The following is a 13958-nucleotide window of genomic DNA, read 5'->3' as shown; positions in this document are numbered from 1 at the left end:
CTTAGGAGAAGATCATGGGTTTGTTCGATAAATTAAAATCATTGGTTTCTGATGATAAGAAAGACGTCGGTACAATTGAAATTGTTGCGCCGCTGTCTGGTGAAATTGTCAATATTGAAGATGTACCCGATGTGGTTTTTGCCGAGAAAATCGTCGGTGATGGTATCGCCATCAAACCAGCGGGCAACAAAATCGTCGCACCTGTTGATGGTACCATCGGTAAAATCTTTGAAACTAACCATGCTTTCTCAATCGAATCCGACAGCGGCATCGAGCTGTTTGTTCACTTCGGTATCGACACCGTCGAGCTGAAGGGTGAAGGTTTCAAGCGCATCGCCGAGGAAGGGCAGCGCGTGAAGAAAGGCGATTTGATTATCGAGTTTGATCTGGCCCTGCTGGAAGAAAAAGCCAAGTCGACCCTGACTCCGGTTGTTATCTCTAACATGGATGAGATTAAAGAGCTGATTAAGCTGTCTGGTAGCGTTGTTGTCGGTGAGACCCCGATCATCCGCATCAGAAAGTGATTCGCTTCCAATGAAAAACGGCGCTGATTGCGCCGTTTTTTTGCCTTTTTTCTGCAAACCGGAAAGCGGACTGCCGCTTTACACCAGACTTTTCCAGTGCGGCACCTTGAGGTCGATAATAAGCCCTCTCGGCGAGCCGTTACGCGCTTCGATTTTCCCGTGGTGCGCCACCATCACCTTGCGGGTGATCGCAAGCCCAAGGCCGTAGCCTTTGCCTGAAAGCGGGGACATCACTCTCACGAAGGGATCAAAGATGCTCGAGAGCTTGTCTTCTTCGACGCCCGGCCCCTGATCCGCCACTTCGACGCAAAGATAATCCTCACGGGAAGTGAGCGACACGTTGATAGTCTGCCCTCTGGCCGAAAAACGCAGCGCATTGCGCACGACATTGTCCACGGCGCGACGCATCAGCTCGGCATTGCCCTTGACGGTATAGTCTTCTTCGTTCTGTTCATTGCACTTCAGCACAATCTCGACGCCCGGCAACTGCGCTTCGTAACGCGCATCGTTGACCACGGCCTCGACCAGTCCGTGGAGGTCGAAATACTCTTCGTCGGGCATGATGCTGTGTTCGGTGCGCGACAGCGCCAGCAGTTCGCCAATCATCTTGTCCAGCCGCCCTGCCTCATGCTCGATACGCTTGAGCGAGGTTTCGACATTTTGCGGATTCTGCCGCGCCAGACCAATGGCCAACTGCAAACGGGCCAGGGGCGAGCGCAATTCATGAGACACATCGTGCAGCAGCTCTTCACGGGCTTTGACCAGCACCTGCAACCGCTCCGCCATCGAGTCGAAATCGCGGGCAACCTCGGAAAGTTCATCGTGACGTCGCCCCATGGTGGAGAACAGCCGCACCGACAAATCGCCCTGCGACACGCGACCAAACGCCTGACGCATTTGCAGCATCGGACGGGTTAGATTCCAGGCCAGCATGGCGCTGAACAGCAGTCCACCAATGCCTCCTATCCATAAAAACGGAGGCGGCATATTAAACACGTGTTTTTCTCGTTCGGGTCGATATTTGTCGAGCAGACCTTCGACGTTATAATGCAGGCGATAGCCCTGTCCGCTCGGCGTTTGCACAAACTCGACAATTTCATCGGGCGTTTTTCCGGGTTCGAGATCGCTAAGGGTTTGTCCCTGCACCGGAATCATGGAAGGTTCTATCGTCAGTAAATGCCGGTCATCCTCGGGCCATTTTGCCATCATGGCATTCAGGGCAGGCAGACCGCCGCTTTGCAGGGTTGACACCGCCGAGGTCACCTGCATTTTGACAAAGCGCCGCGCAATGCCGCTTTCTGGCGGTTCGTGGTGGTAATAAAAAGTGAATACCGCCCACAACAGCTGGGTCATGATGATAAATGTCACCCAGTAACCCAGCAGTATTTTCCAGAACAGCCTGCCGCGCAGGCGTTTATCTGATTCGATAGCCAATGCTTCGCACCGTTTCGATAGTCATTACGTCACCGCCGTTGAGCGAAGCCAGCTTCTGACGAATGTTGCTGATATGCACGTCAATGCTGCGGTCGTAGGCTTCACGCGGACGGCCCAGCCCCTTTTCGGACAGCTCGTCTTTCGACACCACGCGCTCGGGAGAACGCAGCAGCAATTCAAGCAGATTAAACTCGGAGGCGGTCAGGTCAAAAGCCACACCCTGCCATTCACTGCTGCGGGTCGCCGGGTTCAGCGTCAGATCACCATAGGTAATGCTGGAAGAGTCGGAATGGGTATCCTGCTGCTCTTCAACGCGGCGCAGGACGGCACGCAGACGCGCCACCAGCTCGCGCGGATAGCAGGGTTTCGGCATATAGTCGTCGGCGCCCATCTCGAGACCGATGACGCGGTCGATGTTGTCGCCCTTGGCGGTCAGCATGATGATCGGCAGGCGGCTGTTTTTGCGCACCTGACGCAGCACGTCGATACCGCTCATGTCCGGCAGCATGATATCGAGGATCATGGCGCTGTATTCGCCCGACATGGCGCCTTCGACGCCCGCCTTGCCGCTCAGTACCAGATTGGCATCAAAGCCTTCGGCAATCAGGTATTCGCTCAGCATCGTGCCCAGCTCGAGGTCGTCGTCGACTAACAGAATTTTCATGGTTTTTTTCCGCCTAACAAAATTGCGCTCATTTTTACCCCTATCCTGTCACGCCGCAGCCTCATTTACTCTATTTTTACTCTTTAACCCACTTCGGCAACAGAATATCAGCGTATTTAACCAAAAACGCCGGTGGAGAGATAGCGATCGCCCCGATCGCAGATGATGGCGACGATCACCGACCCCGGATTATGTTGTGCAACACGGATAGCGCCCGCTACCGCACCGCCTGAACTCACGCCGCAGAAAATGCCTTCCTGCTGCGCCAGCAAACGCATGGTCACTTCGGCTTCCGTCTGTGCCATGTCTATCACTTCATCGATAAGCTCCGGGCGATAAATGCCCGGCAGATAAGCCTGCGGCCAGCGGCGAATGCCCGGAATGCTGCTGCCTTCGGCAGGTTGCAGGCCGATAATCTGCACCTCGGGGCGCTGCGCCTTTAAATAGCGCCCGACGCCCGAAATGGTGCCGGTGGTGCCCATGCTGGAAACGAAATGCGTAATGCGCCCTGCTGTCTGCTGCCAGATTTCGGGACCGGTGGTTATAAAGTGGGCCAGCGAGTTGTCGGTATTGTTGAACTGGTCGAGAACCTTGCCCTCGCCTTTCCCGGCCATCGCCTGCGCCAAATCGCGCGCGCCTTCCATGCCCTGCTCGCGGCTGACCAGCAACAGTTCGGCTCCGTAGGCGCGCATCGCGGCTTGCCTTTCCATGCTCATGTTTTCGGGCATCAACAGCTTGAGTCTGTAGCCTTTCACCGCCGCAATCATCGCCAGCGCGATGCCGGTGTTGCCGCTGGTCGCCTCAATCAGCGTGTCGCCGGGCCGGATTTCGCCGCGCTTTTCGGCCTGTTCAATCATAAACAGCGCGGCGCGATCCTTGACCGATCCCGCCGGGTTATTGCCTTCCAGTTTGACCCAAATTTCGCTATCAAGATCCTTTGACAGTCGCTGTAAACGCACCAGAGGCGTATTACCGATAAATTGTTCGAGCGTGCTCACGTGGCTGCCTTATTTCAGTTGGATATATCTTTCGGATATAGACCCTATACTAAAATGAATAGTTGTTTATAAGACGATAAAAAGGGCGGTAATCACCGCCCTTTTTTAAGCATAATAATTAAAGTTTAAGAATATTAAAACTATTAAGCCGTTCTCGCCAATTCAACCGACTGCAATTGTTGATCGCCTGCGTAAATACGGCCATTCAACCCACCCACGAAGAAGCGATCGCCGCGCTGTGGTGCACGATTATCGGAGACTTCGTTCAGCACCACGGAAATCGGCTCGTCATGCCAGCCTTGCGGCTGCACGGTCAACTGCCAGAAATGGCCGCGCGGACTGACCTCCAGCACCTGCACCGGCAGCGGGCAACGGGCGGTTGCCTGCGGCGTAATGTCCATTTCCCACGGACGCAGGAACACATCGACCTGACCCTGATGCAGCGGCGTTATCGACAGCGGCCAGTGATGCTGGCCCACATACAGCTGCGAGCCGCGAATTTCGCCGCCAATCTTGTTCACTTCGCCCATAAATTCCAGCACGAAACGGGTAGACGGCTCGCGCCAGATTTCAATCGGTGCGCCCACCTGCTCGATATTGCCCTGACTCATCACCACCACGCGGTCGGCCACTTCCATCGCCTCTTCCTGGTCATGGGTGACAAAGACGCTGGTGAACTTCAACTCTTCATGCAACTGACGCAGCCAGCGGCGCAGCTCTTTACGCACCTGCGCATCCAGCGCGCCGAAAGGTTCGTCGAGCAGCAGAATCTGAGGCTCGACCGCCAGCGCACGGGCCAGCGCCACACGCTGCTTCTGCCCCCGGAAAGCTGGGCCGGGAAACGGTTGCCGAGATGGCCAAGCTGCACCATCTCCAGCAGTTTGGTGACCTTCTGCCTGATGGCGGCGGCGTTGGGACGTTCGCGGCGCGGCAGGACGGTCAGGCCAAAGGCGATGTTGTCGAACACGGTCATATGGCGGAACAGCGCATAATGCTGGAACACAAAACCTACCTGCCTGTCACGCGCGTGCAACCGGGACACATCTTTGCCGTGGAAGCTCAGATTGCCCGAACTCTGGTTTTCCAGACCGGCAATAATGCGCAGCAAGGTAGTCTTCCCCGAGCCGGAAGGCCCGAGCAGCGCCACCATCTGGCCGGAAGGAATATCGAGCGAGATATCATTGAGCACCTTGGTGCGACCAAAAAACTTGTTGATACCGTTAATTTCAATGCTCATTGTTTCCCTCCCGCTCAAGACGGTCGTTGGTACGCGCCAGGCGCCACTGCAAACCGCTTTTCAGAAATAGTGTGACGATTGCCAACAGGGTCAGTAGCGCAGCGGCGGTAAAGGAGCCGGCGACGTTGTAATCCTGATTCAATAATTCAACCTGTAAAGGCAGTGTGTAAGTCTCGCCGCGGATCGCCCCGGCCACCACAGACACTGCACCGAATTCACCAATTGCACGCGCATTGGTCAGCACCACGCCGTAGAGCAGCGCCCAGCGGATGTTCGGCAGCGTAACACGGCGGAACATCTGCCAGCCGGACGCGCCAAGCAGCACGGCGGCTTCATCTTCCTGACTGCCCTGACTTAACATCACCGGCACCAGTTCACGAATGACAAACGGACAGGTCACGAAAATGGTCACCATCGCCATGCCCGGCCAGGCAAACATGATTTGCAGATTATGCGCGTCCAGCCAGCCGCCCAGCGGTCCGTTGCTGCCATAGAACAACAGATAAAGCAGACCGGCGACCACCGGCGAGACGGCGAACGGAATATCGATCAGCGTGAGCAGCAACTGACGGCCGCGAAAATCGAAGCGCGCCACCAGCCAGGCCAGCAGCGTACCAAACACCAGATTGACCGGCACCGTGATAAGCGCAATCAGCACGGTCAGCCAGATGGCGTGCAGCATATCCGGATCGGCGAGATTTTTACCCACCGCCGCGACGCCGTCAGACAACGCCTCGACGAAGATGGTTATCAACGGCACCACCAGCAGCAGCACGCAAATCAGCGTACCGAGGCCGATAAGGGACCATTTCAGCCAGTCGATACGGCGCGGGGCCGTGTCTTCATATTGCGAAACCTGTGACATTACTGGCCTCCCAGACGACGGCCATAGCGGCTCTGCAAGGTGTTGATGGCAAACAGCAGAATCAGCGAAGCGGCAAGGATCACGGAAGCAATGGCGCTCGCCGCCGCATAGTCAAACTGTTGCAGACGCACGAAAATCATCAGCGAGGTCACTTCGGTTTTCCAGGCAATGTTTCCGGCGATGAAAATAACCGCGCCAAATTCGCCGAGGCTGCGGGTGAATGACAGCGCCGTACCGGCCATCAGCGACGGCATCAGTTCGGGCAACACTACGCGGCGGAAACTCTGCCAGCGGGAGGCACCCAGCGTTTCGGCGGCCTCTTCGTACTCCGGCCCCAGCTCTTCCAGCACGGGCTGCACGGTGCGCACCACGAAAGGAATGCTGGTGAATGCCATTGCCACGGCAATTCCGAGCCAGGTGTAGGCCACCTTGATGTCGAACTGCGCAAGCCACTGGCCGTAAAAACCGTTGACCGAAAACAGGCCCGCCAGCGTAAGACCGGCAACCGCCGTCGGCAGTGCAAAAGGCAGGTCCATCAGGCCGTCGAGAATGGTTTTGCCCGGAAACTCGTAGCGGGTCAGGATCCATGCCATCAACATGCCGAAGAAGCAGTTGAACAGGCTGGCGACACCCGCAGACAGCAGGGTCACTTTATAGGCGGCCACTACCTGTGCATCCGTGACGACGGCCCAATACTGGGCCAGCGTCATGTGCGACAGCTGAATAATCAGGGCGCTGAGCGGCAACAGCAGAACCAGACAGACGAACAGCAGGCTGCTGCCGAGGCTCAGGGTAAAGCCGGGTAATACGCGTTTGGTAGACAACAGCATTACGGATGTCCCTGCGCGATCAGTTTATCCAGCTCACCGCCGGTTTCGAAATGGGTTTTCATCACTTCTGGCCATCCTCCAAATTGATCTTCAACGTTAAACAGCTGGGTCGGCGGGAATTGCCCCTTCGCCTGTTCCATGACCTGCTTGTCATACACGCGGTAGCTGAAACGGGTAATGATTTTCTGCGCTTCAGGACTCCACAAATAGTTCAGATAAGCTTTCGCTGCCTTTTCGGTGCCGTTTCGGGCCACGTTTTTATCGACCCAGGCCACCGGGAACTCCGCCAGAATATCGACCGGCGGAATAATCACTTCATACTTGTCTGCGCCATACTGGTCGCGAATATTGTTGGCTTCGGATTCGAAGGTGATCAGCACATCGCCCAGCCCGCGGTCGACAAAAGTCGTGGTTGCGCCGCGCCCGCCGGTATCGAACACTTCGACATTCCCGATAAGCCGGGCCATTTTTTCGCGCGTTTGCGCCACATTCCTGTTATCGGCGAGATTGAACGCGCCCCAGGCACCCAGATAGGTATAGCGGCCATTGCCCGACGTCTTCGGATTAGGAAACACCAGTTTCACGTTGTCGCGCGTCAGGTCGTCCCAGCCGTGAATATTTTTGGGGTTTCCCTTGCGCACCAGAAACGCCATGGTCGAATAAAACGGCGAACTGTTGTTCGGTAAACGGCTTTGCCAGTTAGCCGCAACCAGATCCCCGCGGTCGTGCAAAATCTGCACATCCGTGATTTGATTGTAGGTCACCACGTCGGCCTTCAATCCCTGAAGGATAGCCAGCGCCTGTTTGGACGACCCCGCATGCGACTGTTTTATTACGAGTTTATCGCCGTTGTTTTGCTGCGCCCACTGTTGTTCAAACGGCGGATTCAGCGCGGCAAACAGTTCCCGCGAGACATCGTAGGAACTGTTGAGCAATTCGGTTGCAGAGGCAGAAGCCATCCCACCGGCAATCAGCAGCAAGGCACACGCACCTTTTAACGCCCTATTCTTTACCGATGTGTTTGTCATTCTCTGCCCTGTCAAGGAAGCGGTTCAGGACGTAAAAAAGCACCGTCCGGGTTTATCACGGATGAGTGAAAGCGCCGCATTGAGCAAGGCGGTTTCAATCATCCGTTCCGACAGTGTATTTATAACTCGGTGAAGACCAGTAACGGTTTTATATATCGTTTGGTGATTTGCAAGCATCAAAAGCTATAAGCCATGCACATCAAGGGGGAATTGCAGTCAGCGGAACTTCAGAAAAACGGGCTGGAAGGACGATATGCCCTGAACAGGGCTGCTAAAAAAGGCGGATACAGCACAAAGGCCCGGCGTTCGGGAGGAAATATCCGGTCACCTACGTCAGTGACCGGAGAGACTTCTCAAGGAAGGCGAGGCGTGGCGTGCCAGACGATTTTGCTGACCTTCCACGTTTTCAGATTTTCATCGGCCGGCATCAGCTCGTCCGGGCCGTCCCACACACCGCTAAAGATATAAGTGACGTGCTGGCTATTGGGCGCGTAGCACTCGACATTGCGGGCGTCGTCGCCCTTGCCTTTCTGACAGGCATCGAAGGCTTTGCTGTAGAGCGAACTAAATGGCGTACCGATTTTAACGCCCCACTCGCTTGCGATTTCGGCGTCGCGGACCTCGATAGTTTGCACTTTGCCTTTCGGCTCGCCGGAAACCACAAGCTTCACGGTTTTGCCGTCCATCGCTTCATAGAAGGCGCGCATTTTGCCGTCGCTCATCGACATGCCGTTGCGCAGCGAATAATCGCCGTCGAGTCCATCATTCACGGCGCTTTCCGTCAGTGGCGTCGCGGCATTCAGCTTGCCTACGCCCTGTTCGGTCACCTCGAGGCTGCTGCCAAACCAGTTCAGCGGATTGAAGCTGGACCAGCTGGGCGCATGCATGTTGGCCATCGTCGAACAGCCCGTCAGCATAAGAGGCAGCGCCAGTAACAGTGGGCGGAAAGTCATGTATTACACTCCTTGATAGTCATCGCATGTTTCATCGTGTTGAACCGTTGGAGTCTGATTACGCAAAAAAGTGCCGCAAACCTTATCCTTGAGAGCAACGTTGGCCGTCGCCCGCAAAATAGAGAGGCTTAAACCAGGCGGCGTTCTTCGTCAAAACAGGCGCGCAGACGACGGCTCAGCAGCCAGTAGCCCAGCGCGCCCGCATCCAGCAATGCCAGCACGATATCCAGCACGTTCGGCTCGTCCATCGACTGCCACAGGCCAAGCCCCTGAAGCGCAAAGGTAATAAACATCCCGGCCAGCAGCAGCCAATATCCCATTTGCCACACTTTCGGCCAGAGGTGACGGCGACCACTCAGCAGGAAAATCAGCGCGGGCGGCAAACCCAGACAGATTCCGTACCAGAATGACTGACGGTCAGGATAAAGCAGCGAAAGCAGATCACTGCCCTGCTGTCTCGACGCGCCCGCCATGACAAACACCAGCCAGGTGCGCGCCTGTAGCACCAATATTGCCCAAAACCACAGCGGCAGACGGAGCATGCCGTGGCTGTTGTAATCGTCAGGATTCATGGCCTGGAAAACTCTTCCTCAAACATTAATGACACTCGACGGCGTGTCGACACTCGGTGGCAGCACGCAGTTGACCCCGGCCTATTCTGTTCTCTTTTATCCGGGTATGCGTCGTCGCACTGTCTTATTAATCATAAATTAAGTCAACTTAAGAACCGGTTAAGAACCTTGTGCTTTACTGTTTATCAAGGCGACAGGTTATGACTTGCTTAACAGGTTCAATCAGGTCGCTTATTGATGACTGATAATTGAAATTAAGGATGACTATTATGATGAAGAAGATAGCTCTGGCAAGCGTGATTGCACTCGCCTCCCTGCCTGCATTGGCGCAGAACAGCGGTGGATTTAACGACCCAAGTGCTCCTCAAACGCAGGGAAAAGGCGGCTTCACCGGCGATAACGCGTCACTTGGCAGCGTTAAGGACGTTAAAAACCTGAAAGATGACCAATGGATTCGTCTGGAAGGACACATAGAGAAACGCACCGGTGACGAAAAATATCTTTTCCGGGATGCAACGGGCACGCTGACCGCCGATATCGATGACGATCGCTGGAAAGGCCAGAACGTTTCACCCAAAGACAAGGTTCGCCTTGAAGGGGAAATCGATAAAGACTGGAATTCGGAAGAGATTGACGTGAAGAGAATCACCGTCATCAATTAACGGGGCAAATAGCCGTCCCCCTCCCGTTCACCGTGAGACGCGGAGGGGGAAAGCAGGCAGAATCAGTATTCCTGGTCGACAATCAGTCGCTTGCCGAGGCTGATACTCTCTACCACTTCGTAGTCCAGCTTTTCATACATGCTTATCACGGCATCGTTTTCGGCGCGCACCATCAGATTTATCTTTGGGCAGCCGCGAGCAATCAGTTTTTTTCCAGTCGATTCATCAGGGCGTTGGCAATGCCGCGACCGCGATATTCAGGATGAACGCCCAGATAGTAGGCCGAGCCGCGATGACCGTCGTAGCCGCCCATCACCGTGCCCACCACTTCGCCACTGACTTCCGCGACCAGAAACAGCTCCGGGTCGTGGTTGAGCTTGCGTTCGATATCCAGTTCAGGGTCATTCCACGGACGCAGCAGGTCGCAACGCTCCCAGATAGTCAGCACTTCTTCAAAGTCTTCTTGTTTAAATACGCGAATTTCCATCACTCTTCGCCGCTGTCAATTAGTTATTTATTGATTATCGCGGGATCTGCTGGAGACGCAATATCAAAATGCCTGCTTTTAGGCCTGTTGGCCGACTTTTTAACTTTCCGATACAAGTTTTTTCTCTAAGTGTTGCGGGATTAATCACAAAACTAAAAATACTCAGGAAAATATCAGGCTGTATAAATGTTAAAAATGCCGACATTGTTAATAACCAGCAATAGTTCTGCTGTCGATTATGCTGAATGGATACTATATAACATCCGCATTCTGCTTTATTTAAGGGCTGCGGACCGATGCTTAATCCACTGAATAAATTTCTCCATTTCCAACCGCTTCCTCGTTCGGCAACCCGACGTCAGGTGTTGCTCTCCGGCCTCGGGCTGGCATTCGGTGCCTTCGGCAGCCGTTTTGCAAAAGCCCAGCAGAGCGAACACATCACCAAAACCGCCCCCAAGCCCAAACCGCCCGGCGCAAAAAAGCTGGTGATGATCGATCCGGGCCACGGCGGGATTGATTCGGGCGCGGTGGGTCATGAAGGCTCGGAAGAGAAACATGTGGTGCTGGAAATTGCCAACTACGTGCGTGAGCATCTTTCCAGCCATCCGAACATCGAGGTCAAGCTGACCCGCGAGGCGGACCATTTTATCCCGCTTTATCAGCGTGTTGAAATTGCCCACCAGCATCAGGCCGACCTCTTTGTCTCGATTCATGCCGACGGTTTTACCAGCCCGGAAGCCAGTGGCGCGTCCGTGTTTGCCCTCTCCAATCGCGGCGCCAGCAGCACGATGGCGAAGTATCTGATGAACAAGGAGAATGATGCCGATCTGGTCGCGGGCGCGAAATACAAAGATGCCGACAACAACTATCTGCAACAGGTGCTGTTTGATCTAGTCCAGACGGATACCATCAAAAACAGTCTGACACTCGGCCACCACGTGCTTGACCGCATTCGCCCGATTCACCATCTGCACAGTCAGCAGACTGAACAGGCGGCGTTTGCCGTGCTGAAATCGCCGTCGATTCCGTCGATTCTGGTCGAAACCTCGTTCATTACCAATCATCAGGAAGAACAGTTGCTGAGCACTACGGCCTTCCGTCAGGAGATTGCCGGGGCGATTTCACAGGGCATCATCAATTTCTTCGCCTATTTCGATGCCAACGAGCGAAAACCGCGCTAACGGTGCAAAACGGCGGGCATTTAGGGCTATAATGACGCCCTCTTTGTCCGCCAGATTATGAGTTTGCCCGTGAATCCATTACCCGATATCGACCAAGTAAAAGCCTTTCTGCTCTCCCTGCAAGACCGCATTTGCCAACAGCTGGCTGCCGCCGATGGCCGCGCGCAGTTCAAACAGGATAACTGGGTGAGAGAAGAAGGCGGCGGTGGCCAGAGCCGGGTTCTGACCCAAGGCGCGGTGTTTGAGCAGGCGGGCGTAAACTTCTCCCATGTTTCCGGAGCAACCCTTCCGGCCTCCGCCACGGCGCACCGTCCCGAGCTGGCGGGCCGCAGTTTCCAGGCGATGGGCGTGTCTCTGGTTATTCACCCGTTAAGCCCCTATATCCCGACCAGCCATGCCAATGTGCGCTTCTTTATTGCCGAAAAACCCGGCGAAGATCCGGTGTGGTGGTTTGGCGGGGGTTCGACCTGACGCCCTATTACGGCTTTGAGGAAGATGCCCGTCACTGGCACCAGACCGCAGCCGACCTCTGCGCGCCGTTTGGCGACGATGTCTATCCGAAGTACAAGAAGTGGTGTGATGACTACTTCTTTATCAAGCATCGCAATGAGGCGCGTGGCATTGGCGGCCTGTTCTTCGACGACCTCAACACCCCCGATTTCAACCAGTGTTTCGCCTTTATGCAGGCCGTCGGCAACGGTTTTACCGAGGCCTATCTGCCTATCGTTGAAAAACGTAAAGCCTTGAGTTGGGGCGAACGCGAGCGCCAGTTCCAGCTTTATCGCCGTGGCCGCTACGTTGAATTTAATCTGGTCTGGGATCGCGGCACGCTGTTCGGCCTGCAAACCGGCGGGCGTACCGAATCCATCTTGATGTCGATGCCGCCGCTGGTGCGTTGGGAATACGGTTTTGAACCTGAGGCGGACAGCCCCGAAGCCGCGCTGTATCGCGATTTTCTGCCGGCGCGCGACTGGCTGGCGGAGACGAAATAATGCAAATCTGGGTCGATGCCGATGCCTGTCCTAACGTCATCAAAGAGGTCTTGTTCCGCGCCGCCGATCGCACGGGCGTGATGGTGACGCTGGTTGCAAACCAGCTGATTCGCAGCCCGCCGTCGCGGTTTTTGCGCACGCTGCGGGTGGAGGCCGGGTTTGACGTCGCCGACAACGAAATCGTCAAACGCGTCGAAAAAGATGATTTGGTGATAACCGCCGATATTCCGCTGGCGGCGGAAGTTATCGAGAAAGGCGGCGTGGCGCTGAATCCGCGCGGCGAACGTTATACGACCGAAACCATCCGCGAGCGGCTGAACATGCGCGATTTCATGGATACCATGCGCGCCAGCGGCGTGCAGACCGGCGGTCCACCGGCGTTGAACCAGCGCGATCGTCAGCAGTTTGCCAATGAACTCGACAAATGGCTGGTGCAGGCCAAAAAGGGCTAGACGCTTTCTTTCATTGCCTGCCCCGTAGAGGCGCATCTGAGGTTATTGCGACATATTCAAGATGGTGCGGATGTTCAGCGCCGAGGTCGCAATGATATCGATAGCGCCGGTGCGCAGCGCACCCAGAATCGCCAGCGCCTTGGTATTTTCCGAGGCAATGGCAATCACGCACGGGATCTGTCGCAGCTCGTCGATACTCAGCCCGATCACCCGCTCATTCATCACGGTGTCTACGTGCTGGCCCTGCGCGTTGAAAAAGTCATAACCCGCAACATCGCCGATTACGCCCTGATTCAGGTTGGCATCGATTATCTCGTGCGGCGTAAACCAGCCCAGCTTCACCATGTAACTGTTTTCATTCATGTCACCGATGCCGACCAGCGCGATATCCGCCTTGCGGGCGCGATCCAGCGTTTCATTGATGGTGCCGTTGCGCATAAAGGCTTCGCGCTGGGATTTTTCTTCGACATAGGCGGGGGCATAAAGCGTTTCGCTGATACCGCCAAATTTTTTCGCCAGACGACGGCTGATGTGGTCGGCATTGATAGAGTCGCCGGGCCGATGTGTGCCGCCAATCCCGCAGATAAACTTGCACTGACGTTCGGGCATACTGCCGGGATGATCGGCGATGGCCGCAACGTTGCGCCCCTGACCGACAGTCACCACCGTCTGGTCTTTCAGCGTGGAGGCCAGATAGTTGGAGACCAGCGCGGCAACCTGACGACGCTGTTCGTCTTCATCCTGATGGTCGAGTGCAATCAGCGCGCGCTTGATAGGAAACCGCTCCAGCATCTGCTGTTCCAGACGGGTGCTGAACACGGGGTGATAGCGCACGTTTATCTCGACGATGCCCTCTTCCTTCGCCCGCTTGAGCAACCGCCCGACCTTGATACGTGAAATACCGAACTTTTTGGCGATCTCTTCCTGCGTAATTTCGTCCTGATAATAGGCAACGGCAATTTCGGTCAACAGTTCGTTATCTTGAATGACAGTTTGCTTTTCCATCCGGGGCTCACTTCTCCTGGCAAATTCTGCCTTTTTATACGCTATTCGAGGTTTTATGACCACAATATGACACG

General features: G+C 55.3%; 13 protein-coding genes and 3 pseudogenes. 5 read left to right on the top strand and 11 right to left on the bottom strand.

Annotation, left to right across the window (positions count from 1 at the left end; translation table 11 throughout):
• Window positions 1-14: 14 nt before the first annotated feature.
• The gene (gene crr / locus O1V66_RS01185) at window positions 15-524 is read left to right on the top strand and encodes a PTS glucose transporter subunit IIA (protein WP_045047525.1); all 510 of its coding nucleotides are present in this window, start codon (window positions 15-17) and stop codon (window positions 522-524) included.
• A gap of 78 nt (window positions 525-602) precedes the next feature.
• Here the strand turns inward: crr and O1V66_RS01180 are convergent, their stop codons facing one another.
• The 9 genes and pseudogenes from O1V66_RS01180 to O1V66_RS01140 form a co-directional block, all read right to left on the bottom strand.
• Window positions 603-1958: a HAMP domain-containing sensor histidine kinase gene (locus O1V66_RS01180; RefSeq protein ID WP_045047526.1), complete on the bottom strand. Its 1356-nt coding sequence runs from the start codon at window positions 1956-1958 to the stop codon at window positions 603-605.
• Window positions 1939-2622, bottom strand: a complete 684-nt coding sequence (locus O1V66_RS01175) for a response regulator transcription factor (RefSeq protein ID WP_045047527.1) — start codon at window positions 2620-2622, stop codon at window positions 1939-1941. The genes O1V66_RS01180 and O1V66_RS01175 overlap by 20 nt, the downstream gene beginning before the upstream one ends.
• 116 nt (window positions 2623-2738) lie before the next feature.
• The gene (gene cysM / locus O1V66_RS01170) at window positions 2739-3620 is read right to left on the bottom strand and encodes a cysteine synthase CysM (protein ID WP_045047528.1); all 882 of its coding nucleotides are present in this window, start codon (window positions 3618-3620) and stop codon (window positions 2739-2741) included.
• Window positions 3621-3763: 143 nt separating this feature from the next.
• Window positions 3764-4857, bottom strand: a pseudogene (gene cysA / locus O1V66_RS01165) (sulfate/thiosulfate ABC transporter ATP-binding protein CysA).
• Complete coding sequence (cysW, locus tag O1V66_RS01160; RefSeq protein ID WP_045047530.1) at window positions 4847-5722, bottom strand: sulfate/thiosulfate ABC transporter permease CysW; 876 nt, start codon at window positions 5720-5722, stop codon at window positions 4847-4849. The pseudogene cysA and the gene cysW overlap by 11 nt, the downstream one beginning before the upstream one ends.
• Complete coding sequence (gene cysT, locus O1V66_RS01155; protein WP_045047531.1) at window positions 5722-6552, bottom strand: sulfate/thiosulfate ABC transporter permease CysT; 831 nt, start codon at window positions 6550-6552, stop codon at window positions 5722-5724. The genes cysW and cysT overlap by 1 nt, the downstream gene beginning before the upstream one ends.
• A complete protein-coding gene (locus O1V66_RS01150) occupies window positions 6552-7580 on the bottom strand; it encodes a sulfate ABC transporter substrate-binding protein (protein WP_045047532.1) in 1029 nt (342 codons plus the stop codon). The genes cysT and O1V66_RS01150 overlap by 1 nt, the downstream gene beginning before the upstream one ends.
• 353 nt (window positions 7581-7933) lie before the next feature.
• On the bottom strand, window positions 7934-8533 hold the full coding sequence (locus tag O1V66_RS01145) for an RpoE-regulated lipoprotein (RefSeq protein WP_045047533.1): 600 nt from the start codon (window positions 8531-8533) through the stop codon (window positions 7934-7936).
• 128 nt (window positions 8534-8661) lie between these two features.
• Window positions 8662-9105: a DUF2919 domain-containing protein gene (locus tag O1V66_RS01140; RefSeq protein WP_045047534.1), complete on the bottom strand. Its 444-nt coding sequence runs from the start codon at window positions 9103-9105 to the stop codon at window positions 8662-8664.
• 272 nt (window positions 9106-9377) lie between these two features.
• On the opposite strand from O1V66_RS01140, the gene O1V66_RS01135 reads away from it, so the two are divergent.
• Window positions 9378-9767: a YgiW/YdeI family stress tolerance OB fold protein gene (locus tag O1V66_RS01135; RefSeq protein WP_277619527.1), complete on the top strand. Its 390-nt coding sequence runs from the start codon at window positions 9378-9380 to the stop codon at window positions 9765-9767.
• A gap of 62 nt (window positions 9768-9829) precedes the next feature.
• On the opposite strand, the pseudogene O1V66_RS01130 reads toward O1V66_RS01135, so the two are convergent.
• A pseudogene (locus O1V66_RS01130) lies at window positions 9830-10254 on the bottom strand (GNAT family acetyltransferase).
• 296 nt (window positions 10255-10550) lie between these two features.
• Here O1V66_RS01130 and amiA point away from each other — a divergent pair.
• From amiA to O1V66_RS01115, 3 genes and pseudogenes are all read left to right on the top strand, one after another.
• Entirely contained in the window at window positions 10551-11435 is an 885-nt protein-coding gene (gene amiA / locus O1V66_RS01125) for an N-acetylmuramoyl-L-alanine amidase AmiA (RefSeq protein WP_045047537.1), read from the top strand.
• A 57-nt stretch (window positions 11436-11492) separates the two neighbouring features.
• A pseudogene (hemF, locus tag O1V66_RS01120) lies at window positions 11493-12427 on the top strand (oxygen-dependent coproporphyrinogen oxidase).
• A complete protein-coding gene (locus O1V66_RS01115) occupies window positions 12427-12879 on the top strand; it encodes a YaiI/YqxD family protein (RefSeq protein WP_045047539.1) in 453 nt (150 codons plus the stop codon). Before hemF ends, O1V66_RS01115 begins: the two are co-directional and overlap by 1 nt.
• 42 nt (window positions 12880-12921) lie before the next feature.
• Here the strand turns inward: O1V66_RS01115 and O1V66_RS01110 are convergent, their stop codons facing one another.
• On the bottom strand, window positions 12922-13884 hold the full coding sequence (locus O1V66_RS01110) for a sugar-binding transcriptional regulator (protein ID WP_045047540.1): 963 nt from the start codon (window positions 13882-13884) through the stop codon (window positions 12922-12924).
• Window positions 13885-13958 lie beyond the last annotated feature (74 nt).

The organism is Rouxiella chamberiensis (genome assembly GCF_026967475.1).
GTDB lineage: Bacteria > Pseudomonadota > Gammaproteobacteria > Enterobacterales > Enterobacteriaceae > Rouxiella > Rouxiella chamberiensis.
Note: the sequence above shows the minus strand (reverse complement) of the source record. Positions and strands in the feature narration are given on the sequence as shown.